At 67.9% G+C, this 21,895-nt stretch carries 18 protein-coding genes; 5 read left to right on the top strand and 13 right to left on the bottom strand.

Going from position 1 to position 21,895, the window contains the following annotated elements; genetic code table 11:
- Window positions 1-20: 20 nt before the first annotated feature.
- The 11 genes from C8D78_RS15405 to C8D78_RS15450 all read right to left on the bottom strand — a co-directional run bounded on the left by C8D78_RS15405 (window position 21) and on the right by C8D78_RS15450 (window position 12,791).
- The gene (locus C8D78_RS15405) at window positions 21-797 is read right to left on the bottom strand and encodes a winged helix-turn-helix domain-containing protein (protein WP_120954732.1); all 777 of its coding nucleotides are present in this window, start codon (window positions 795-797) and stop codon (window positions 21-23) included.
- Complete coding sequence (allB, locus tag C8D78_RS15410; protein WP_120954733.1) at window positions 794-2,137, bottom strand: allantoinase AllB; 1,344 nt, start codon at window positions 2,135-2,137, stop codon at window positions 794-796. Before allB ends, C8D78_RS15405 begins: the two co-directional genes overlap by 4 nt.
- Window positions 2,130-3,341 (bottom strand): glycerate kinase, encoded by a 1,212-nt coding sequence (locus tag C8D78_RS15415; RefSeq protein WP_120954734.1) that lies wholly within the window; start codon window positions 3,339-3,341, stop codon window positions 2,130-2,132. The genes allB and C8D78_RS15415 overlap by 8 nt, the downstream gene beginning before the upstream one ends.
- Before the next feature lies 1 nt (window position 3,342).
- Window positions 3,343-5,133, bottom strand: coding sequence for a glyoxylate carboligase (gcl, locus tag C8D78_RS15420; protein WP_120954735.1), 1,791 nt, complete (start codon window positions 5,131-5,133; stop codon window positions 3,343-3,345).
- Window positions 5,134-5,255: 122 nt separating this feature from the next.
- Complete coding sequence (locus C8D78_RS15425) at window positions 5,256-6,134, bottom strand: 2-hydroxy-3-oxopropionate reductase (RefSeq protein ID WP_120954736.1); 879 nt, start codon at window positions 6,132-6,134, stop codon at window positions 5,256-5,258.
- A gap of 42 nt (window positions 6,135-6,176) precedes the next feature.
- A complete protein-coding gene (locus C8D78_RS15430; RefSeq protein ID WP_120954737.1) occupies window positions 6,177-6,977 on the bottom strand; it encodes a hydroxypyruvate isomerase family protein in 801 nt (266 codons plus the stop codon).
- Between the two features lie 206 nt (window positions 6,978-7,183).
- A complete protein-coding gene (locus tag C8D78_RS19755; RefSeq protein WP_167467921.1) occupies window positions 7,184-7,345 on the bottom strand; it encodes a hypothetical protein in 162 nt (53 codons plus the stop codon).
- Window positions 7,346-7,579: 234 nt separating this feature from the next.
- Entirely contained in the window at window positions 7,580-8,395 is an 816-nt protein-coding gene (locus C8D78_RS15435; protein ID WP_116767195.1) for a bifunctional allantoicase/(S)-ureidoglycine aminohydrolase, read from the bottom strand.
- Entirely contained in the window at window positions 8,392-9,678 is a 1,287-nt protein-coding gene (locus C8D78_RS15440; protein WP_208641977.1) for a DUF6986 family protein, read from the bottom strand. The genes C8D78_RS15435 and C8D78_RS15440 overlap by 4 nt, the downstream gene beginning before the upstream one ends.
- Window positions 9,679-9,732: 54 nt before the next feature.
- Window positions 9,733-11,331 carry a malate synthase A gene (aceB, locus tag C8D78_RS15445; protein WP_120954739.1) on the bottom strand — a complete coding sequence of 533 codons (1,599 nt, stop codon included), beginning with the start codon at window positions 11,329-11,331 and terminating at the stop codon, window positions 9,733-9,735.
- Between the two features lie 35 nt (window positions 11,332-11,366).
- Window positions 11,367-12,791 (bottom strand): NAD-dependent malic enzyme, encoded by a 1,425-nt coding sequence (locus C8D78_RS15450; RefSeq protein WP_120954740.1) that lies wholly within the window; start codon window positions 12,789-12,791, stop codon window positions 11,367-11,369.
- A gap of 203 nt (window positions 12,792-12,994) precedes the next feature.
- Here C8D78_RS15450 and C8D78_RS15455 point away from each other — a divergent pair, with 203 nt between their 5' ends.
- Window positions 12,995-13,750, top strand: a complete 756-nt coding sequence (locus tag C8D78_RS15455) for an IclR family transcriptional regulator (RefSeq protein ID WP_120954741.1) — start codon at window positions 12,995-12,997, stop codon at window positions 13,748-13,750.
- A gap of 104 nt (window positions 13,751-13,854) precedes the next feature.
- Here C8D78_RS15455 and C8D78_RS15460 read toward each other — a convergent pair whose 3' ends face one another.
- Complete coding sequence (locus C8D78_RS15460) at window positions 13,855-15,366, bottom strand: nucleobase:cation symporter-2 family protein (RefSeq protein ID WP_120954742.1); 1,512 nt, start codon at window positions 15,364-15,366, stop codon at window positions 13,855-13,857.
- Window positions 15,367-15,513: 147 nt separating this feature from the next.
- Window positions 15,514-16,422, bottom strand: a complete 909-nt coding sequence (pucL, locus tag C8D78_RS15465) for a factor-independent urate hydroxylase (RefSeq protein WP_120954743.1) — start codon at window positions 16,420-16,422, stop codon at window positions 15,514-15,516.
- A gap of 365 nt (window positions 16,423-16,787) precedes the next feature.
- Between pucL and C8D78_RS15470 the strand changes: the two genes are divergently transcribed.
- From C8D78_RS15470 to C8D78_RS15485, 4 genes are all read left to right on the top strand, one after another.
- Complete coding sequence (locus tag C8D78_RS15470) at window positions 16,788-16,973, top strand: hypothetical protein (RefSeq protein WP_120954744.1); 186 nt, start codon at window positions 16,788-16,790, stop codon at window positions 16,971-16,973.
- A 243-nt stretch (window positions 16,974-17,216) separates the two neighbouring features.
- Window positions 17,217-17,711: a nucleoside deaminase gene (locus C8D78_RS15475; protein ID WP_120954745.1), complete on the top strand. Its 495-nt coding sequence runs from the start codon at window positions 17,217-17,219 to the stop codon at window positions 17,709-17,711.
- A 172-nt stretch (window positions 17,712-17,883) separates the two neighbouring features.
- Window positions 17,884-18,828 carry an FAD binding domain-containing protein gene (locus tag C8D78_RS15480; RefSeq protein ID WP_120954746.1) on the top strand — a complete coding sequence of 315 codons (945 nt, stop codon included), beginning with the start codon at window positions 17,884-17,886 and terminating at the stop codon, window positions 18,826-18,828.
- Between the two features lie 2 nt (window positions 18,829-18,830).
- A complete protein-coding gene (locus tag C8D78_RS15485) occupies window positions 18,831-21,731 on the top strand; it encodes a molybdopterin-dependent oxidoreductase (protein WP_120954747.1) in 2,901 nt (966 codons plus the stop codon).
- Window positions 21,732-21,895 lie beyond the last annotated feature (164 nt).

The raw sequence follows: 21,895 nt of genomic DNA on the forward strand, positions 1-21,895 counted from the left end.
CAGCGGCGGGCTAATCCGGGTCAGATGCTGTATTCCGCTGGTCCGCGGACGGTGGCCAGCGGACCGGGGACGAAGCGGTAGCCGCCGCTGCGGACGGTGACGAGGGCGTGCCGGCAGCCCTTGAGCTTCCGGCGCACCCGGCCGACGTACACATCGATAGACCGGGTGGCCGCACCAGGGGTGTCGAACCCGTCGAGGCAATGCTGCAGGTCCTGCCGGGTTACCGTGCGGGAGCAGTTCTGCACGAGGCATCTCAGGAGGGCGAACTCCACGTCCGTCAGGGGCACCCGCTCGCCGTCGAGCCTGGCCTCCCCGGCCGCGAGGTCGACGGCGAGCCGGGCGATGTTGCCGGGGGCAGGCGCCAGCGGCGCCCCGCCGTCGCCTGCCGCCCCGCCGTCGTCGTCAGCCCTGGCAAGCAGTTCAGTCCAGACAGGAAGTTCGGCTCCGGCGGGAACCTCCGGTGCGGTTCCCGCCGGGGTGCCGTCCTCTCCGGGGGATCGGACGACGGCGGACGTTGCTGCCCCGGCGGCGGGCCTAAAGTGGACTTCCGCCTCCGGGGCACATCTGAGGGCGCGGCCAAGCACGAGTTCGGCCGCCCGGGCCAGGACGGCCGGGTCACAGTCGGCGTTGTCCGGCAGGGTGACCCAGACGGCCAGCCCCTTCGCGGTGAGGCCGGCCTGTCCAGCTCGTCCGATCTGTCCAGGCCGTCCGACCCGGCCGACAGGCCCGGTCCGGCCAACCGGGCCGCGCTGTCCGTAAGCCGCGTGTGCCGGGCCGGCCGCGGCCGGCTGGCTCATACGCCGCCGCGGCGGATCAGCTTGCCGGTCGGAGTCCGGCCGTCAACCAGGGTGCCGCGGAGGTAAGTCTGCCGGACAACGCCGGAGAGCGCCTTGCCGTCGTACGGGGTGATGGGGTTCTTGTGCTTGAGCTTGGAGACATCCACGACGTACGCCTCGTCCGGGGCAAAGACGGCGAAGTCGGCGTCGTACCCCAGCGCGAGCTGGCCCTTGTTGGAGAGGCGTGCCAGTGCGGCCGGCTTCTCGGCCATCCACGAGACCACCTGTTCCAGGGGGATGCCGCGGTGCCGGGCCTCGGTCCAGATCAGGGAGAGGCCCAGCTGCAGTGAGGAAACGCCGCCCCAGGCCACCGCGAAGTCCCCGTTTTCCAAGTCTTTCAGGTCAAGGGTGGACGGGGAGTGGTCCGAGACGATGCAGTCTATGGTGCCGTCCTGCAGGCCTGCCCAGAGCAGCTCGCGGTTGGAGGCCTCGCGGATCGGCGGGCAGCACTTGTAGGCGGTGGCCCCGTCGGGGATTTCCTCGGCCATGAGGGTCAGGTAATGCGGGCAGGTCTCCACCGTGAGGTGGACGCCGTCGCGCTTGGCGCTGGCGATCATGGGCAAGGCGTCGGAGGATGAGAGGTGCAGGATGTGGGCGCGGGCGCCGGTCCAGCGGGCCCGTTCGATGACCTCGGCGATGGCCTTGTTCTCGGCGCCGCGTGGGCGGGAGGCCAGGAACGTCGAGTAATGGTCGCCGCCCGGGTGGGGTGCCCGGTCTATCGCGTGCGAGTCCTCGGCATGGACGATCATGAGCGAGTCAAAGGCCTTGAGCTCGGCCATGTCCTCTTCCATCTCGTCAGCGTCCAGGTGCGGGAACTCGTCCACGCCCGAGTGCAGCAGGAAGCATTTGAAGCCGAACACGCCCTCGTCGTGGAGGCCGCGCAGCTCGGCCTTGTTCCCCGGCACGGCACCGCCCCAGAACCCGACGTCTACGAACGCCTGGTCTTCGGCCACCTCGCGCTTGAGCTTGAGCCCTTCGACGGTGGTAGTGGGCGGGATGGAATTCAGCGGCATGTCGATAATGGTGGTCACGCCGCCGGCCGCGGCTGCCCGGGTGGCGGAGGCGAAGCCTTCCCATTCGGTGCGACCGGGCTCGTTGACATGGACGTGGGTGTCCACGAGGCCCGGCAGCAGGGTTTCGTCGTCGGCAAGTTCAATCACTTCTGCGCCGGCAAGACCGTTGCCCAAGGGCTCGATTGCGACGATTTTGCCGCCTCGCACCCCAACTTCACGAGCGGCGATGCCGGCGGTGGTGAGGATGCGCCGTCCCCGGATGACGAGGTCAAAGCGTTCTTCAGACATTGAGGGGCTCCTTTTTGCGGGCACTTTTCGCCGGCGCGGTCCCGGCCGGGACCAGGCCCGGCAGTTCCGCGCCGATGCGCTGTCCTAATTGTTCAAGCAGGGGACCTGCTTCGGCTATACATGTTTCCAAGCTGGCCTCCAGAGAAGTCAGCGGGTAGACCTCCCGGAATCCGGATTCCTGCTGCTGCTCGGATGTCAGGGTGGTGCGGCCGCAGACCGCGACGACCGGGACTCCGGCGCGCCGGGCCGCCCGGGCAACGCCCGCGGGAGTCTTGCCCAGCAGCGTCTGCTCGTCCAGGCTGCCTTCGCCTGTGATCACCAGGTCCGCTCCGGACAGCCGGTCTGCCAGTCCGGTGAATTCGAGGACGACGTCGATGCCGGGCCGGCGGGCCGCGGCCAATGCCGCGATCGCCGCGTAGCCCACGCCGCCGGCTGCGCCCGCGCCCGGAGCCTCGGCCGCCCGGAGCGCCCGGGGGCCGATCTCGGATGTCAGGACCTGCACGAAGTGGGACAGAGCTGCATCCAGGAGCCCGACGTCGGCGGGGGTGGCGCCCTTTTGCGGGCCGAAGATGTGTGCGGCGCCGGAGGGTCCGAGCAACGGGTTGTCGACGTCGCTGGCGAGCACGAAACGTGCCTCGTCCAGACGGGAGTCGAATCCGGAGAAGTCGATCCAAGCCAGCCGGGCCAGGGCTGCCCCGCCGAGCGGCAGCTCACGGCCGTCGGCGTCGAGCAACCTGGCGCCAAGACCCTGCAGGACGCCGGCGCCGCCGTCGGTGTTGGCGCTCCCGCCGACCCCGAGGACGATCTGCCGACACCCGGCGTCGAGCGCTGCGCGGATCAGTTCGCCGGTGCCCAGGCTGCTGGCGCCGGTGGCGCTCGCCGAATCCGGCGCTGCACCGGCGGGGCTGCCGGGCAGCACGGCGAGCCCGGAGGCGGTGGCCATCTCGATGACGGCAACGCGGCCGCGGACGGCGAAGTCCGCGCGGACCGGCTCGCCGGTGGGGCCGCTGACGACGGCGCTCCGGCGGCCGAACCCGGAGCCGACGGCGGCATCGAGGGTGCCCTCGCCGCCGTCGGCAACGGGAATCCTGAGGACCTCAAGATTGCCGCCACAGGCCCGTTGGAGCCCATTTTCAACGTGCCGGGCAACGTCCGGGGCCGAGAGCGAGCCTTTGAACTTGTCCGGCGCTATGACCACCCGCATCTCAGGCCTGCATCGCCAGGATGGCGGTGGGGGCGTCGGCGCTGGTCTCGGCCAGTTCCTCGAACTCGTTGACCGCGTTGATCTCCACACCCATGGAGATGTTGGTGATCTTTTCCAGGATCACTTCCACCACCACAGGAACCTTGAACTCGCCGGCCAGCGCCTTGGCCTTGTCGAAAGCGGACGCCAGGTCGTTGGGGTCCTCCACTCGGACGGCCTTGCAGCCCAGGCCTTCGGCCACCTTGACGTGGTCCACGCCGTAGCCGCTTGCCGTTGCCGAGAGATCAGTGGAGTTGATGTTCTCGAACGCCAGGGACACGTTCTGTTCCATGTTGAAGCCGCGCTGCGACTGGCGGATCAGGCCCAGATAGGAGTTGTTGACCACCACGTGGATGTAAGGCAGGTTGAACTGCGCGCCCACGGCCAGTTCCTCGATCATGAACTGGAAATCGTAGTCACCGGACAGGGCAACGACGGTCTCGTCCGGCTTGCCGCGGACAACGCCGAGGGCGGCCGGGGCGGTCCAGCCCAACGGACCGGCCTGGCCGGCGTTGATCCACTTGCGGGGGCCGAACACGTGCAGCATCTGGGCGCCGGCGATCTGCGACAGGCCGATGGTGGACACATAGGTGGTGTCCTTGCCGAAAGACTTGTTCATCTCCTCGTACACACGCTGCGGCTTGATCGGGATGTTCTCGAAGTGCGTCTTGCGGTGCAGGCTGGCCTTGCGTCCGGCGCACTCGGCCGCCCAGGCGCTGTAGTCCGGCAGGGTGCCGGCAGCCTTGCGCTCGCGGGCGAGTTCGACCAGCCCCGCCAGGGCCGCGCCGGCGTCGGAGGCGATGCCCAGGTCCGGCGAGAACACGCGGCCGATCTGGGTGGGCTCGATATCGATGTGCACGAACTTGCGGCCGGCCGTGTAGGTGTCCAGGCCGCCGGTGTGGCGGTTGGCCCAGCGGTTGCCGATGCCGATCACGAAGTCGCTGCGCAGGTAGTTCTCGTTTCCGTAGCGGTGGCTGGTCTGCAGGCCCACCATGCCGGCCATCAAGGCGTGGTCGTCCGGGATCGCGCCCCAGCCCATCAGGGTGGGGATGACCGGAACGCCCAGCAGTTCGGCCAGTTCCACCAGCTGCTCGGAGGCGCCGGCGTTGATGATGCCGCCGCCGGCCACGATCAGCGGGCGTTCGCCGGCCGTCAGCATGTCGAAGGCCTTTTCCAACTGCTTGCGGCTGGCCTTCGGCTTTTCCACGGGCAGCGGCTCGTACGTCTCGATGTCGAACTCGATTTCGGCCATCTGAACGTCGATCGGCAGGTCCAGCAGCACCGGGCCCGGGCGGCCAGAGCGCATCAGCTGGAAAGCCTTCTGGAAGGCGCCGGGAACCTGGCCGGGCTCCAGGACGGTCATGGCCATCTTGGTGACGGGCTTGGCGATGGACTCGATATCCACGGCCTGGAAGTCTTCCTTGTGCAGCTTGGCGACCGGGGCCTGACCGGTGATGCAGAGCATCGGGATCGAATCCGCCCAGGCTGCGTACAGCCCCGTGATCATGTCCGTGCCGGCGGGACCGGACGTGCCGATGCAGATGCCGATGTTGCCGTCCGCCGCACGGGAGTAGCCGTCGGCCATGTGGCTGGCGCCCTCAACGTGGCGGGCCAGGGTGTGGCGGATGCCGCCGTGGGCCCGCATCGCGGAATAGAACGGGTTGATTGCCGCCCCTGGCAGGCCGAACGCCTCGGTGGCGCCCTCCTTTTCCAGAATGGCGACGGCTGCGTCAACAGTGCGCATCTTCGTCATGGTGTGCTCCTTGAAAGTCTGTTTTGGTTGTGGAGGGGGAGCCGCCGTCGTGAAGTACGACGGCGGTTGCCCTGTTTTGCCTGGTTCCGGCCTGTCGCCGGGCTGCCTACTTCCGGCCTGGGTTACTTTCGGCCGCTGAGCTGGAGGACCTGCTTGAAGAGGCCCGAGTGGTCCAGTCCGCCGTCGCCCTGGTTGACGGTGGCGGCGACGAGCTGCGCGACGACGGCGCCGAGGGGGACCGCGACGTTGGCTTCGCGTGCAGCGGAGGTGACGATGCCGAGGTCCTTGTGGTGCAGGGCCAGGCGGAATCCGGGGTCGAAGTTGCGGTCCAGCATCTTCTGGCCCTTCTGGTCCAGGACCTTGGAGCCGGCCAGCCCGCCGCCGAGGACCTTGAGGGCGGCGTCCGTGTCCACGCCGTAGGCCTCGAGGAAGGCAATGGCCTCGGCCAGGACCTCGATGTTGACGGCCACGATCAGCTGGTTGGCTGCCTTGACGGTCTGGCCGGAACCGGACGGGCCGACGTGGACGATGGTCCTGCCGACGGCCGTCAGGACATCCTGGGCGGCTTCGAAGTCAGCGGCGTCGCCACCCACCATGATGGACAGTGCAGCGTCGATGGCGCCCTGCTCCCCGCCGGAGACCGGGGCGTCGAGGGGGCGCATCCCGGCTGCTTTGCCGTCGTCGGCCAAACGCTTGGCGACGTCGGGGCGGATGCTGGATGCGTCGATCCAGAGCGCGCCCTGCTTGGCGTTGGCGAACACACCGTCGGCGCCGCTGACCACGCCCTCGACGTCGGGGGAGTCCGGGACCATGGTGATGACGACGTCGGCGTCCTTGACGGCGTCCGCGATGCTCGTGGCGCCCCGGCCGCCTTCGGAGACGAGCTTGTCGATCTTGTCCTGGCTCCGGTTGAAGCCGGTGACCGCGTGGCCGGCCTTGACGAGGTTGATGGCCATGGGCAGGCCCATGATGCCGAGTCCGATCACTGCAACGTTGCTCATTGTGTTTCCTTTACTGAAGTCTGTTAGCGCGGGCGGGTGGGGCTAGCCCGCGGCGTGCTGGCGGATGGCCCAGGCGAAGGCGGTTTCCGCCGGTTCCTTGTATTCGAGGCCGATGTAGCCCTCGTAGCCGAGTTCGCGGCTGCGGGTGATCCATTCGCCCAGCGGCAGGGTCCCGGTTCCGGGGGCGCCGCGGCCGGGGCTGTCGGCGATCTGGATGTGGCCGAAGTCTTTGGCGTGGCCTTCGATGACGGCAGCGACGTCGTCACCGTTGACCGCCAGGTGGTAGAAGTCGGCCAGGAGCTTGATGTTCTCCGCGCCGGTTTCGTTCTTGACCCGGGCGATGACGTCGAGAGCATCGGCCGCGGTTAGCAGCGGGTAGCGGGGTGCGCCGCTGACCGGTTCCAGCAGGACGGTTCCGTCGATCCGGGCGACTCCGGCGGCTGCGGCGGCCAGGTTCTGTACGGCCAGTTCGTCCTGTTCCTCGGGGGAATGCTCCTCCTGGCGGTTGCCGTAGAGGGCGTTGAAGGCGGTGCAGCCGAGTCGCGCGCCGATCCCGGCGACGACGTCGATGTTGTCTTTGAACTCGGCGCTGCGGCCTTTCCAGGACACGAGGCCCCGGTCTCCGGCGGGCATGTCGCCGGCATTGAAGTTCAGGCCGGTGAGCTGCACGCCGGCATCGGTGATGGCGTTCTCGAACCGGGTGACCTGAGCGTCGGTAGGGACAGAGGTCTCGAAGGGCCACCAGAATTCGACGGCGTCAAAACCGGCGGCCTTCGCCGCGGCCGGGCGTTCCAGGAGAGGGAGCTCCGTCAGGAGGATGGAGCAGTTCACGGTGTACGTCATTGTGGGTTCCTTCCGGTGTGGGCGGGAGCTGGATCCCGGGCTTCGTTGCCTTGCAGACCGTTTCCTGCGATTTCCGCTTTGTGGAATTTAGATTCTGCTTTATGAAAAGTGTAGGGAAGCTAGGGCAGGAGAGTCAAGGGGTGCGCGTCAAGGGGCGTACGTCCGGGAGGGGCGCGGGGGTGCTGCGGATACGGCGAAGGGTGGTTCTACCGCTTCGTGGGATCTTTCCGGGCTGCCAGGCCCACGAGCGCGCCGATGCCCAGGCCGATCAGCAGGCCTGTGAACGGCTTGTCGACGGTGGTGACTCCGATGGCGAAGCCGAAGGCCGCGCCAAGGAGCATTCCGATCCACAGGGATTCGTACTTCACAGCCTCAGGCTAGCAAGCATCGCCCGGGCCGCAAGGGCCTCGGGCTTGGGAATCTCATTTGGTGCGGAGGCGCGCACGGCCCCGGAACCACGAAAGAGTCCGGAACAACGAAGGAGTCCGCCCCGACAGGCGGGGCGGACTCCACAGGGTGACTCACCACAACGCGGAACAGCGCTCGCTGGAGCAGCAATGTGCGGACCAGCACTGCGTGCACCGGTCCGGCGCGGACATGCCTTAGGTCAGGCGGATCTGGCGGTTGACGTCCTTGTAGAGCAGGTAGCGGAACGGACCCGGGCCGCCGGCGTAGCAGGCCTGCGGGCAGAAGGCCCGGAGCCACATGAAGTCGCCCGCCTCCACTTCCACCCAGTCGTCGTTGAGGCGGTAGACGGCTTTGCCCTCCAGGACGAAGAGTCCGTGTTCCATCACGTGGGTTTCGGCGAAGGGGATGGAGGCCCCGGGCTGGAACGTGACGATGTTGACGTGCATGTCGTGGGCGAGGTCGTCGGGGTCCACAAAACGGGTGGTGGCCCAGGCCCCGTTGGTGTTCGGCATGGGCCGCGGCTCGACGTCCTGGTCCCGGGTGACGAAGGATTTGGCCGTGAAGCCTTCCAAGGGCTCGTATGCCTTGCGGATCCACTGGAAACTGGCGGCCTCACCGGCGGAGTCGTTGGACACTTTCCAGTCCGAGCCGGCGGCGAGGTAGGCGTAGCCGCCGGCCTCGAGATGGTGGATTTCGCCGTCGAGGGTCAGTGTCAGCTCGCCCTTGGTCAGGAAGATCACGCCTTCGACGCCGGCCTCTGCCTCGGGCTTGTCGCTGCCGCCGCCCGGGCCCACCTCGACAATCAGCTGCGAGAACGTCGTGGCAAAGCCGGCGATGGGCCGGGCGATGATCCAGGACCGGGTGTTGGTCCAGCCGGGAAGGTTGCTGGTGACGATGTCGCGCAGCACCCCCTTGGGGATGACGGTGTACGCCTCCTTGACCACGGCGCGGTCGGTGAGGAGCTGGGTCTGCGGCGGCAGACCGCCTTCGGGTGAAAAGTAGTTGCTCATGGGTGTGTCCTTTTCGATGAGGGGGCGGAAGAAGCGGCCAGCCGCGGGTGGGCCAGCTCGGTGAGTTGGGAAAGTCCGACGCCGGCCAGCGCCAGAACTTCATCGGCGCCGACAGCGCCACATTGGACGCCGCGCAGCACAAAGGCTGCCAAGGCGCGTGCGGTGGCGGGCTCATCCATGACGCCGCCGCCGGTTTGTTCCACGTAATTGCGAAGCCGGGCAGCGGCAGCGGGGAGCCCCTGCCGGTAGAAGGCGTAAGTCGCGGCAAACCGGCTGGGCAGCTGGGCCGGGTGGAGGTCCCAGCCCTGGTAGTACCCGCGTTCCAGCGACCGGCGGACCAGCCGGCCGTGGAGCTGCCAGGCTTTTTCCACGTTGTCGCCCACCGGGATGATGTTGGTGGAGCCGTCGGAGAGCCGGATGCCGGTCCCGGCCACGGCAAGCTGCATGACTTCCTTGGCGAAGTCCGCCACGGGATGTTCCATGGACTGGTATTCGGCCGAGATCTGCAGCGACGCGGAGTAGTCGTACGTCCCGTAGTGCAGCCCGCTGATCCGGCCGGGCACCGCGTGCGGCAGGCGCGCCACCGGAGATGTCCCGTCCGGGCCCAGGATGAGCTGCGGCGTTTCCACCTGTACCTCGAACCGGAGCCGGCCCGCGGGGAGCGAGTGAACGTCCTCGAGCCGGGACACGGCGAAGGCCATGGCTTCCACCTGCGCCACGGTGGTGACCTTGGGCACGGTGAGGATGAGCCCATCCGGGAGTTCGCCGGCCGCAGCCAGCTGCGACACGAAGAGGTCCAGGGTCCGCAGTCCCCGGGCCCGGGTGGCGGCCTCGAAGCACTTGAAACGGATTCCGATGAACGGCGGCGCGGTGCCGGCGGCGACGGCGGCGGCGACGGCGGACGCCGCGGCAACAGCGGCGGTGTCCTCGGCGTCGTCGCCCCGGTCCCCGAACCCGTCCTCGAAGTCCAGCCGGAGGTCCTCGATGGGCTGGGCTGAGAGTTTGGTCCGGACCCGGGGCGCGACGGCCGCCGCCAGGTCGGCGTCCTGGCCCTGCAGTGCGCATAGGCTTTCGATGCCTCCGCGGGCGTCCGCCGCGGCGAGGGCCTGGGCGCCCCAGTCGGCGGTGAACTCCGGGCTGAAGCGGTCGGCGGGAACGTAGACGGTGTGCACGGGCTGGCGGGAGCCGTCATCGCCCGGGTAGTTGCGCTCCAGCAGCCGGTCGGTGTCGGCGAGCTGCGCGTCAATCCTGGCGAGGTCGGCCCCGGAGAGGGACGGTGTCACCGGTCCCTGACTGCTTCGGTGTAGTCCTGCGCCGGCGGAGGTGGCTGCCATCCCTCAGCCCACCAGTTCGTAGGCCGGGGTGGTGAGGAAATCGGTGTAGTCCTCGGACAGGCAGATGTCGCCGATCAGGCGGCTGGCCGGAAGGTAGTGCTTCGCAAAAGCGTCCTCGCCCACCTCGCCGCGGAGCTTCTCGGTCTCCTCGGCGAGGATGGCGGACACCAGTTCGCGGGTGACGGTCCGGCCGGTGTCGGCGAGCACCGAGTGGTTGCGGATCTGCTGCCAGACCTGGGACCGCGAGATTTCGGCCGTGGCGGCGTCCTCCATCAGGTTGTGGATGGCCACGGCGCCGTTTCCGGAGATCCAGACGGCGGTGTAGGCCACGGCCACGTAGAGGTTCAGGCGCATGCCTGCCTCGGTCACCTGGCCCTGGGCGGAACGGATGTCCAGAAGCTGCTCGGCGGTGACGCTGACCTCGGGCCGCTGCTTGTCCAGCTGGTTGGGCCGCGCACCCAGGACTGAGTCGAACACCTCGCGGCAGATCGGCACCAGGTCCGGGTGCGCCACCCAGGAGCCGTCGAAGCCGTCGTTGGCCTCGCGGGTCTTGTCCGCCCGGACCTTCTCGAAGGCCTGGGCGGTCACCTCGGGTTCGCGCCGGTTGGGGATCACCGCCGCCATCCCGCCCATGGCAAAGGCGCCGCGGCGGTGGCAGGTCTTGACCAGGAGTTCGGTGTAGGCCCGCATGAATGGCGCGGTCATGGCGACGCTGGCCCGGTCGGGAAGGACAAAGCTCTCGCCGGCGTCCCGGAAGTACTTGATGATGCTGAACAGGTAGTCCCAGCGTCCGGCATTCAGGCCGGAGGCGTGGTCGCGGAGTTCGAAGAGGATCTCGTCCATCTCGAAGGCCGCCGGGATGGTCTCGATCAGGACCGTGGCGCGGACGGTGCCCTGCGGGATGCCGAGATAGTCCTGCGCGAAGACGAAGATCTCGTTCCACAGCCGTGCCTCGAGGTGGCTCTCCATCTTGGGCAGGTAGTAGTACGGTCCGTGACCGTTCTCCAGGAGCCGCTTGGCGGTGTGGAAGAAGTGCAGGCCGAAGTCCACCAGGGCGCCGATCGTGTGTTCCCCGCCGATCAGCAGGTGCCGTTCGCCCATGTGCCAGCCGCGGGGCCGGGCCACCACAACGGCGAGCGGGGCGTCTGTGCGCAGCGCGTACTCCTTGCCTTCGGGCGAGGTGTACTTCAGTGTTCCCTCGGCGGCGTCGCGGAGGTTGAGGATCGATTCGACCACGTTGGACCAGGTGGGCGTGCTGGCGTCCTCGAGGTCGGCGAGCCACACCTTTGCGCCGGAGTTCAGCGCGTTGATGGCCATCTTGGCCGGGGCGGCCGGCCCGGTCATCTCGACCCGGCGGTCCTGCAGGGCGGCCGGTGCCGGCGCCACGCTCCAGTCGGCGTCGCGAATTTCCTGGGTCTCCGGCAGGAAATCCAGGCGCCCGGTCCGGGCAACGTGCTCGCGCTTGACCGCGCGGGCTTTGAGCAGTTCGGCGCGGGTTCCGGCAAAGCGGAGGTGAAGTTCCTCGACGAAGGCGAGAGCCTCCGGGGTCAGGATTTCCCCTGCCCGGTCGACGGGTTGGGGATCGGTGACGGTGAGAGCCATTTCTGGTCCTTCCTGGGCTTGAATAAGGCTGTGGATCAGGCGTGGGCCGGAACGGCGCGGGTGGCGGCGCGTGCGGAGTTCTCGCGCGCCGCCGCGGCAACGGCGGCGGCGACGTCGCCGGCAACTTCGGGGTCGAAGACGCTGGGGATGATGTAGCTGGCGTTCAGTTCCTCGTCCGCCACCCGGTTGGCGATCGCTTTCGCGGCGGCCACCAGCATCGACGGCGTGATGTCGGCGGCGCCGGCGTCGAGCAGTCCGCGGAAGAAGCCCGGGAAGGCGAGCACGTTGTTGATCTGGTTGGGGAAGTCGCTGCGGCCGGTGGCGACGACGGCGGCGTGCTTCGACGCGATCACCGGGTCGATTTCCGGCGTCGGGTTGGCCATGGCAAAGACGATCGCATCCTTGGCCATCGACGCCACCTGCTCTTCGCCGATCACGTGCGGGGCGCTGACGCCGATGAAAACGTCCGCTCCCTTGAGAGCCTCGTGGAGGGTTCCGGAGAAGCCGGCCTCGTTGGTGTTTTCCGCGATCCAGCTGCGGTGCTCGTCGTCGTACTCGGCGCCGTGGTGGATCGCGCCCGAGCGGCCTGCGGCGATGATGTGGTTGGCGCCCTGCGCCTTGAGCAGCTGGATGATGGCCGAGCCCGCGGCGCCGACGCCGGACACCACGATCTTGACCTCGGAGAGTTTTTTGTCCACGACGCGCAGTGCATTGACCAGGGCGGCGAGCGTGACGATCGCGGTGCCGTGCTGGTCGTCATGGAAGACGGGGATGTCGAGTTCCTCGCGGAGCCGGTTTTCGATCTCGAAGCAGCGCGGGGCGGCGATGTCTTCCAGGTTCACGCCGCCGTAGACAGGGGCGATGGCCTTGACGATCCGGATGATCTCCTCAGTGTCCTGGGTGTCGAGGCAGACCGGCCACGCGTCGACGTTAGCGAACTGCTTGAAGAGGGCGGCCTTGCCTTCCATGACCGGCAGCGCGGCGGCCGGCCCGATGTTGCCCAGGCCAAGGACGGCGGAGCCGTCCGTGACGACGGCGATGGTGTTGCGCTTGACTGTCAGGTTCCTCGCGGCGGAAGGGTCCTCCGCGATCGCCAGGCACACGCGGGCGACGCCGGGGGTGTAGGCGCGGGAGAGGTCGTCGCGGTTGCGCAGGGCCACCTTGGGGACCACCTCGAGCTTGCCGCCCAGGTGCATCAGGAAGGTGCGGTCCGAAACATGCTGGACCTTCACGCCGTCGAGCGCGTTGAGAGCGTCCTTGACGCGGGCCGCGTGCTCGTCGTCGGTGGTGTTGCAGGTGACGTCGACGACGAGCGTCTCGTGGTGGGATTCGGTGACGTCCAGGGCGGTGATGGCCGCCCCTGCTGCGCCGACCGCTGCCGCCAGCTCGCTGGTGGCGGTGAAGCTGGACGGCGCTTCCACGCGCAGGGTGATCGAATTTCCGGGGCTGGGGTTCGCCATTGAGTTCCTCCTGGTATGGCCCGTGGCGGGCCGCTCACACTTCCGTGAATGTTCTCGTATTATGGATATTATTATCTGCTTAGTGGAAAAACAACCCTTGCTGGGTCATTGATCAGGTGTCGGGGTGCTGTATCTTTGATTTTCAGCTGGATTTCACGATGTGGATAAGAAATGTCGACGCCGACGCGCAGGAGAGAATCTTTATGGCTGATAAGCCCTCGGGAGGCGTGCAGTCCGTTGAGCGCGTCTTCGAACTTCTGGAACTGATTACCGATGCGGGCGGCGAGGTCACCCTCAGCGAGCTGTCCAATTCCACCGATCTGCCCCTTCCCACCATTCACCGGCTCCTGCGCACCCTTGTTTCCTTGGGGTACATCCGGCAGCTGCCCAACCGCCGGTACGCGCTGGGGCCCCGCCTGATCCGCCTGGGTGAGGCGGCTAACAAGCAGCTCGGCTCGCTGGCCAGGCCCCAGCTCAAGTCGCTCGTGGACCGGTTGGGTGAAACGGCCAATATGGGCGTTCTGGACTCCGACATGGTCATCTACGTCGCGCAGGTGCCGTCGCTGCACTCGATGCGCATGTTTACCGAGGTGGGTAAGCGCGGCTACATGCATGCCACCGGCATGGGCAAGGCGATCCTGGCCCAGCTGGACGACGACACCGTCCGGGGCATCGTTGGACGCCAGGGGATGCCGACGCCCACCCCGAAGAGCATTGGCGACGTCGATACGCTGCTGGAAGACCTGAAGCTCATCCGCCAGCGTGGCTACTCCATTGACGAGGAAGAGCAGGAGGTGGGGGTGCGGTGCTTTGCGATGGCCATCCCGGATGCCCCGACGCCGGCCGCCATTTCCGTCTCCGGGCCCGTGTCCCGTGTTGACCAGGCTTTCGCGGACAAGGCCGTTCCGCTGCTGCGCGAGGCCGCCCGCGCGATCTCGGACGAGCTCAAGCAGGGCTGAAGCGCCAGGGCGTCCGACCGGAAGGGGGCCGCTTTCGACGCGCGACTGGTGGGGCCCACGGCTGTGGGCCCCACCAGCTTCTGCGATTCCGGCGATGCGGCTTCCTAGGGCTCGTCCGCGGCGACCGTGGACTGTTCCACCGGAACTTCTCTACCGTCGCAGTCGATGAGTTTGCCGTTCTCATAGCGGTCGCCCTCGGCCAGGCATCTGAGGTCTTCCTCGCGGATCGCCCGGCCCGTTCCGGCCACGAACACTGACTGGTTCTCCGAGTTGCCCGTCTTCAGGTGGTTGAAGAGCAGATTCAGCAGGATGGCCATGAGGGCTGCAGAGCTGATGCCGGAGTGGAAGATGGTGCTGAACCAGGCGGGGAACTTGTCGTAGAAGGTCGGCGCGGCGATCGGGATCATGCCGAAGCCGATGGAGGCGGCGACGATGATCAGGTTCATGTTGTTCCGGTACTCCACCTTGGCCAGGGTGCGGATGCCGCTGGCGGCCACCGTGCCGAAGAGCACGATCCCGGCACCGCCCAGGACCGCCGTCGGAACCGCCGCGACTACGCGGCCGAGCACCGGCAGCAGGCCCAGCAGGACGAGGATGACGCCGCCGGCTGCGACCACATAACGGCTCCTGATCTTGGTGACGGCCACCAGGCCGACGTTCTGGGCGAAGGCGCTCTGCGTGAAGGAGCCGAAGACCGGCGCCACGAGGCTGGATACCATGTCTGCCCGCAGGCCCGCGGCGATCCGCTTCGAGTCAACCCGGGTGCCCACGATTTCGCCGACGGCCAGGATGTCGGCCATGGTCTCGGTCAGGATGACCAGAACCACGATCACCATGGAGATGATGGCGGCGACCTCGAAGGTGGGCACGCCGAGGTGGAACGGTGTGGGGAAGGCAGCGATCGGGCCGTCGCCGACCTTCGAGAAGTCCGCCATCCCGGTCACGACCGCGACCCCCGTTCCGATCACCATGGCCAGCAGGATGGACAGGCGGGAAATGGTGGCGCTGCCGACCTTGCTCAGCAGCAGGACGAGGGCCAGGGTGATAGCCGCCAGCCCGATGTTGGCCACGCTTCCGTAGTCCGGGGACTTCTTGTTCCCGCCCATGGCCCAGTTGGCCGCCACGGGCATCAGCGTGAGGCCGATGGTGGTGATGACAGTTCCGGTGACCACCGGCGGGAAGAACCGGACGATCTTGGAGAATACCGGGGCGATCAAAAGTCCGATGGCCGCGGAGGCAATAACGGCGCCGAAGACGGCGGGGATGCCGCCTCCCCCCGAGACGATGGCGACCATGGTGGCCACGCTGGCGAAGGAGACACCCTGGACCAGGGGGAGTTGGGAGCCGAAGAACGGCAGGCCCAGGGTCTGGAGGAGGGTTGCCAGGCCGCCCATGAAGAGGGCCGCGGCGATCAGGATCCCGATGTCTGCGGGAGCCAGCCCGGCGGCCTGGCCGACGATCAGGGGGACGGCGATGATGCCGCCGTACATGGTCAGGACGTGCTGGAATCCATAGGCGAAGCTGCTTCCGAGGGAGAGCCGCTCGTCTTCGGGGCGGGGCGTGCCGCCGGACCGCGGATGCAGCGGCCGGGCGGTCAATTTCTTTCGTGCGTTCATGGCAGACTTTCTGGTTCATGGCGGACGTCGTCGTCCGGCTAACAATGTCTGGCTAACGGGTAGTGGGTTGCCGGTACAGCGGTTGCCGGCGCCGCCGCCGGTTCGGACCGGCGGCGCCAGCAGCTAGGGCCTGCGGCGCAGGGAGTTCTAGCAGAAGCCGGCGATGCCGCGCCACGCGATTTCCGCAGGGCTGGCGTCTTCACGCTGGACGGTGGCCTCAATCAGGCCGTAGGGGCGGTCGGCGGCAAAGAAGACCTCGTTGGGGTTGTCGAGGCCGAACGGCGAGAGGTCGACGAGGAAGTGGTGCTTGTTGGGCATGGAAAACTTGATCTCGTCGATTTCGGCGTGCGCCTCCAGGACCTTGGCGCCCATGTCGAAGAGGGTCTGCTGCAGGGCGTGGGAGTAGTTCTCGCTGAAACCCTCGAGCAGCAGGCCCTTGACGTCGTCGTAGCTCTTGTTGAAGTCGATGGCGCCGAAGTCGGTGCCGGCCTTGAAGCGCCAGCGGGCGGAGACATCCGTTGCGAGGATGCGGTCCGACGTCTCCTGGAGGGTTGTGTATCTGTCCCTCGGGAAGCCGCTGAAGCCGGACTGGGTCGACTTCAGCACGGTGAGGTCCTTTAGCCCGGCGATGAGGTGCTCGGCACCGCCGTCGCGGACCAGGACGGCCGTGCGGACTTCCTGGCCGCTGCGGACGAAGGAGTGGTCGTGCTCGGCTCCGTGGGCCTGGATCCGGTCCCATTTGTAAGACTCGGCCGCCCAGCGGCCGCCGCTGATCCAGTCGAAGCTTGAGGTGAAGTGCTTGCCCAGCCGCAGCAGGAAGGCCTCGGGGGAGCCGATGCCGTCCCTGGCGAAGGCGTAGATGGTGTTCTTTTGGGTGTCCGTGGCCACCACATGGCTGTTGTCGCCTTCGAGGTGGGCCGCCGCCAGGTCCCCGCGCAGCTGCGAGGTGACGTTCAGGTCTTCGATCTCGTGGCGGCCGGTGTCCCGGGTGATCTTGACGACCCGGACTTCCGCTTTGCCGTACTGGTTGTGGCCGAGGACGATCTTGTTGCTCATGGTCTGATTCCCAACGTCAGGTATGTGGCACCAAAGTCCCACATAGAAATTAAGCGCTTGTTTCCCGCGCGTTTCTCGTTCCGTCGGCCCACAAAAAAAGAGCCGACATCAGTTGATGTCAGCTCATTACGACCCTGCCTGCTGCTCCCAGGTTACGTGACCTGCGCCACGAATTGCTTTCCAGCGTAGCCCGGCCCGGGCGTGGTGTACATCACTTTCCGAAAATTCGGTTTGTGACTGCGCCGGCCGGGAACCTTGACCGCCACCGGCGTCGACCCCTATTCTCTTCCACATAGCAATAAATTTTTTTCGCAAAGCGGAACCACGATCGCGTGGTTCGGCCCTCGGCGAAGAAACGGCCACACATGACTGAGGAGGAGTCCATGGACTCGCAGGAGAAGGACACCGTCCCTGACTTTCCGGCGCCGGGCCAGGAGTTGTACCTGCCTTTCGGCGGTACAGACCCGGACTTCTACATTCCGGCCGACTGCGACCGCAAGGACCGCGGCTTCTCCCGCTGGCTCCGCGCGCTCCCGATCTTCGGGCGGTAGTCCGCCGGCGTGAAGATCCGGAAATAGAGATTTCACACGACGAAACTGGGCTTCCATCGGGTGTGGGGCGCCGTGCGGGGGCCGTGGTGCTACTCTCAATCTTGCCAACGGCGGGCAGCCCGAACCCGGGACGCTATCTACCAGGCGCAACCTTCAAGGCACATGCTGAAGACTGGTCACCGTCGCATCCGGCCCCTGCGTCCCGTGACGGTGTACCGGCTTCCGCAGCAAGGGAGTCGCAGCATGACTACAACCGTTACGGCCCAGAAGTTCCTGGCCAGGTCCATCGAGTTGGCCACGGCCAACGTCCTGACCGGCGGAGGCCCGTTCGGTGCGGTGGTTGTCACCGCGGACGGGCAGGCGTTCGACGGCGTCAACCGCGTCACCGCCACCAACGATCCCACTGCGCACGCCGAAGTCACAGCCATCCGGCGGGCGTGCAGCGAACTGGCCACCTTCGACCTCGGCGGGGCCACGCTTTACTCCAGCTGCGAGCCATGCCCCATGTGCCTGGCCTCCGCGCTGTGGGCGCGGGTGCAGCGCGTGGTGTTCGCCGCAGACCGGCACGATGCCGCCTCCGCCGGGTTCGATGACGCCGTCTTCTACGAATACTTCGAAAGCAATCAACGCGACGCGCTCATGCCGGTGGGCAGGCTGGAACTCACCGACCCGCAGGCCCCCGCCATCCTAGCTCCGTTCACCACCTGGAACTCGCTCGAGTCCAGGATCGACTACTAGGCCCGGGGCGTGCGGCCATGCTGGATCTGCTCCCGCTGCTAGGCGCCTGGCGGTCCGGCGACGGGCCCGTGCTGCCGGCGGCGGCCCGGCTGGGACCGCTTCTAAGGGGCGCCCGCACCGGCCGGGACCCCTGCGACATAATGGCCGGCATGCCGGAACGTCAGGAGGTCCCATGGACATGAACACCGTTGAGGCTGTGGTCCGCACCGCGGACCCGGCCGAATGGCGCGACGGGGACGCCTGGCTCGCCGGGGGCACCGTGCTCTTCTCTTATGGCAGTCCAGCTTTCGGCCAGGAACCGCTCCGGCGGCTCCTGGACCTCGGCTCCACTGGCTGGGCACCCCTCGCGGTCTCGGCCGCGGGCATCGAGGTCGCGGCAACCTGCACCATCGCGCAACTGTATGCGGTCCCGGATTCGCACGCCGGCCGGGAACGGGCCGGGGACTGGCCGGCCGTGGCGCTCGTCCGCCCCTGCTGCGACTCCTTTGTGGCTTCCTTCAAAATCTGGAACATGTCCACAGTGGGCGGCAACCTGTGCACCGCACTGCCGGCCGGACCCATGATCTCGCTCTGCGCGGCGCTGGATGGCACAGCCACCGTCTTGGGCCCCGGCGGTGCCAGCCGCACAGTCCCCGTGCTGGACTTCGTGACCGGTGACGGGAGGAACTGCCTTGCTCCCGGGGAGCTCCTGCGCAGCGTCAGCCTCCCGGCGTCGGCCCTGTCCTCGCGGGTGGCCTTCCGCCGGTTGTCCCTGAGCAACCTGGGCCGGTCCGGGGTGCTGCTGATCGGACGGCTCGACGCCGACGGCAGCCTGGTCCTCACCGTCACCGCAGCCACCAAACGCCCCGTGCAGCTGCGCCTAGATGCGCTGTCCGGCGCATCGACGTCGGCCGCCGCCCTCTCCGAGGCGCTGGACGCGGCCATCCCCGACGAGCTCTACCACGACGACGTCCACGGAATGCCCGCCTGGCGCAAGGACATGACGTACCGGCTAGCCCAAGAAATCCGGGCCGAACTGGCCGCCCCGGCAGGCCACCATCCAGCACGCGTATCCGGTGACTTCTGGCCGCCGAAGGTCCATCCCCCGCGCGCCGGATCCCCGACGGACGGGGCCTGATCATGTCCATCGAGATCAACGGCGTCCCGGCGGACGCCGAACCCCGTCCCGGCCAGTGCCTGCGGACGTTCCTGCGCGAGCAGGGGAACTTCGGCGTGAAGAAAGGGTGCGACGCCGGCGACTGCGGTGCGTGCACGGTCCATGTGGACGGCATGCCGGTGCACAGCTGCATCTTTCCCGCGGTCCGGGCCGAGGGCCGCGCCGTCACCACCATCGAAGGTTTGGCTGCCACCTGTGCCTCCGGCGGACATGACGCCGCCGCACTCCACCCGATGCAGCAGCAGTTCCTGGACCGGCAGGGTTTCCAGTGCGGTTTCTGCACCGCAGGCATGGTGATGACGGCGGCCACCTTCGATGACGAGCAGAAGGCGAACCTGCCGCGGAACCTCAAGGGCAACCTGTGCCGTTGCACCGGCTACCGCGCCATCGGGGATGCCGTCTGCGGGCCGGAAGGGCACCCCGACCTCTCGGCACCGGGCTCCCCGGCTGCCGGTGCGGGAGCCGCCAGGGCCAGCCGGCCGGAGCCGCTTCCCGGCCAGCTGGGCGACGACGTGCCGGCACCCGCCGGCCTTGCCGTCGTCACGGGACGGGCCCGCTTCACCCTGGACGTCCCGGCCGAAGAACTGCCCGGACTGCTGCACATGAAGCTGCTGCGCTCCCCGCACGCGCACGCCCGGATCCGCTCCATCGACACGACGGCCGCGCTGGCGCTTCCCGGCGTCGCGGCGGTCTTCACTCACGAGGACTCCCCGGCCCAGCTGTTTTCCACCGCGCAGCACGAGCACTTCACCGATGACCCGGACGATACCCGTGTGTTCGACGACGTCGTGCGGTTCATCGGCCAGCGGGTCGCCGCCGTCGTTGCCGGCACCGTGGCGGAGGCCGAAGCCGGGGTGCGCGCACTGCGGGTCGACTACGAACTGCGGGACGCCGTCTTCACCCCGGAGAACGCCATGCTCCCCGGGGCTCCCGCCATCCACGGCGACAAGGACGCGGACACATCCCGCATCAGCCGGCCGGACCGGAACGTTGTGGCGGAACTGCATTCCGAACTCGGCGACGCGTCGGCAGGATTCGCGGCGGCGGACTTCATCCACGAGCACACGTACCGCACCCAGCGGGTGGCGCACACGGCGCTAGAAACCCATGCCGCCATCGCGTCCTTCGACAGTGAAGGACGGCTGCAGATCCGCACGTCCAGCCAGGTCCCTTTCCTGGTGCGGCGGACCCTGGGCCGGGTCTTCGGCCTGCCGGAGGACCAGATCCGGGTGGTCGCGGGACGGGTGGGCGGCGGCTTCGGCGGCAAGCAGGAGGTGCTCACCGAGGACGTCGTGGCGCTCGCCGCCCTGAAACTCAGACGCCCCGTGCAGCTTGAATTCACCCGGGCTGAACAGTTCACGGCGGCCACCACCAGGCATCCGTTCACCATCCACCTCAAGGCCGGCGCCAGCCGCGACGGCCGGCTGACCGCCCTTCAGCTGGAGGTGATCACCAACACGGGCGCCTACGGCAACCACGCGCCCGGCGTCATGTTCCACGGCTGCGGCGAGTCCCTGGGGGTGTACAAGTGCGCCAACAAGAAAGTGGACGCCCACGCCGTCTACACCAACACCGTTCCGTCCGGCGCCTTCCGCGGCTACGGGCTGAGCCAGATGATCTTCGCCATCGAATCCGGCATCGACGAGCTCGCCGCCGGGATCGGCATGGACCCCATGGATTTCCGCCGCCGCAACATGGTCCGCGAAGGAGACGACATGCTGTCCACGCGCGACGAGCCACAGGAGGACGTCCGGTACGGCAGCTACGGCCTGGACCAGTGCACCCGGCTGGTGCAGGACGCCCTGGCCCGCGGCGGGGAACGCTACCGGACCGGGGGACTCGAGGACCTCGGCCCGGACTGGGTCACGGGAGAGGGCTCCGCCCTGTCCATGATCGACACCGTCCCGCCGCGCGGCCACTTTGCCCACTCACGGCTCCGGCTCCTGCCCGACGGGACCTACGCCGCCGCCGTCGGGACGGCCGAATTCGGCAACGGAACCACCACCGTCCACGCCCAGCTTGCCGCCTACGCCCTGTCCACCACCGCCGCCCGTGTCACGGTGCGGCAGTCCGACACCGACCTCGTCGACCACGACTCCGGGGCGTTCGGCTCGGCTGGCACCGTGGTGGCCGGGAAGGCCACCCTCGCCGCCGCCGAGGACCTCGCCGTGCGCATCCGCGCCTTCGCCGCCGGACTCCGACAGATCCCCGCCGCCGGGTGCGTGCTAGAGACGGACGCCGTAGTCTGCGACGGAACCCGCGTGCCGCTGACGGAAATTTACGACGCCGCCGAACGCGCCGGCGTCGAACTCGCCGCCGAGGGCCATTGGGGCGGAACGCCGCGCTCCGTTGCGTTCAACGTCCAGGGTTTCCGGGTGGCCGTGAACACCGGGACCGGTGAGCTGCGGATCCTGCAAAGCGTCCAGGCGGCCGACGCCGGCGTGGTGGTCAACCCGCGCCAGTGCCGCGGCCAGATCGAAGGCGGCATCGCCCAAGCCCTGGGCGCCGCGCTGTACGAGGAACTCAGGGTGGACGACGCCGGCCGCGTCACCACGGACATCCTCCGGCAGTATCACATCCCCTCCTTCGCGGACGTGCCGCGCAGCGAGGTGTACTTCGCCGACACCAGCGACAAACTGGGCCCGCTCGGCGCCAAGTCCATGAGCGAGAGCCCCTTCAACCCGGTGGCGCCGGCGCTCGCGAACGCCATCCGGAACGCCACCGGCGTTCGGTTCTCGGAGCTGCCCATCTCCCGCGACAAGATCTACTTGGGTCTCAAGGAAGCCGGCCTGGCCCCCCTCCCGCTAAAACCAGCGCGGGGTCAGATACCGCCGATGCCGGGGCCGGACATGGGCTGTACCTGACCCCGCGTTGCTGTTCCTGCGGGGATTCGGTGAGGGCGGGCTGGGGTGTGCCTGGGGCCGTAGCAACCGTTTGTGACTGGCCGCATTCCGGCAACCCTTGACTGATACGTGATCCAGGTCATACCGTTATTTCACTACTCGATACCCATATTCCGCATTGTGGA

Source organism: Arthrobacter oryzae, assembly GCF_003634095.1.
GTDB lineage: Bacteria > Actinomycetota > Actinomycetes > Actinomycetales > Micrococcaceae > Arthrobacter > Arthrobacter oryzae.

Excerpts from the sequence above, each read along its gene's own strand:
- C8D78_RS15405 (WP_120954732.1), bottom strand. The coding sequence starts at position 797 with ATGAGCCAGCCGGCCGCGGCCGGCCCGGCACACGCGGCTTACGGACAG.
- allB (WP_120954733.1), bottom strand. The coding sequence starts at position 2,137 with ATGTCTGAAGAACGCTTTGACCTCGTCATCCGGGGACGGCGCATCCTC.
- C8D78_RS15415 (WP_120954734.1), bottom strand. The coding sequence starts at position 3,341 with ATGCGGGTGGTCATAGCGCCGGACAAGTTCAAAGGCTCGCTCTCGGCC.
- gcl (WP_120954735.1), bottom strand. The coding sequence starts at position 5,133 with ATGACGAAGATGCGCACTGTTGACGCAGCCGTCGCCATTCTGGAAAAG.
- C8D78_RS15425 (WP_120954736.1), bottom strand. The coding sequence starts at position 6,134 with ATGAGCAACGTTGCAGTGATCGGACTCGGCATCATGGGCCTGCCCATG.
- C8D78_RS15430 (WP_120954737.1), bottom strand. The coding sequence starts at position 6,977 with ATGACGTACACCGTGAACTGCTCCATCCTCCTGACGGAGCTCCCTCTC.
- C8D78_RS15435 (WP_116767195.1), bottom strand. The coding sequence starts at position 8,395 with ATGAGCAACTACTTTTCACCCGAAGGCGGTCTGCCGCCGCAGACCCAG.
- aceB (WP_120954739.1), bottom strand. The coding sequence starts at position 11,331 with ATGGCTCTCACCGTCACCGATCCCCAACCCGTCGACCGGGCAGGGGAA.
- C8D78_RS15450 (WP_120954740.1), bottom strand. The coding sequence starts at position 12,791 with ATGGCGAACCCCAGCCCCGGAAATTCGATCACCCTGCGCGTGGAAGCG.
- C8D78_RS15455 (WP_120954741.1), top strand. The coding sequence starts at position 12,995 with ATGGCTGATAAGCCCTCGGGAGGCGTGCAGTCCGTTGAGCGCGTCTTC.
- C8D78_RS15460 (WP_120954742.1), bottom strand. The coding sequence starts at position 15,366 with ATGAACGCACGAAAGAAATTGACCGCCCGGCCGCTGCATCCGCGGTCC.
- pucL (WP_120954743.1), bottom strand. The coding sequence starts at position 16,422 with ATGAGCAACAAGATCGTCCTCGGCCACAACCAGTACGGCAAAGCGGAA.
- C8D78_RS15470 (WP_120954744.1), top strand. The coding sequence starts at position 16,788 with ATGACTGAGGAGGAGTCCATGGACTCGCAGGAGAAGGACACCGTCCCT.
- C8D78_RS15475 (WP_120954745.1), top strand. The coding sequence starts at position 17,217 with ATGACTACAACCGTTACGGCCCAGAAGTTCCTGGCCAGGTCCATCGAG.
- C8D78_RS15480 (WP_120954746.1), top strand. The coding sequence starts at position 17,884 with ATGGACATGAACACCGTTGAGGCTGTGGTCCGCACCGCGGACCCGGCC.
- C8D78_RS15485 (WP_120954747.1), top strand. The coding sequence starts at position 18,831 with ATGTCCATCGAGATCAACGGCGTCCCGGCGGACGCCGAACCCCGTCCC.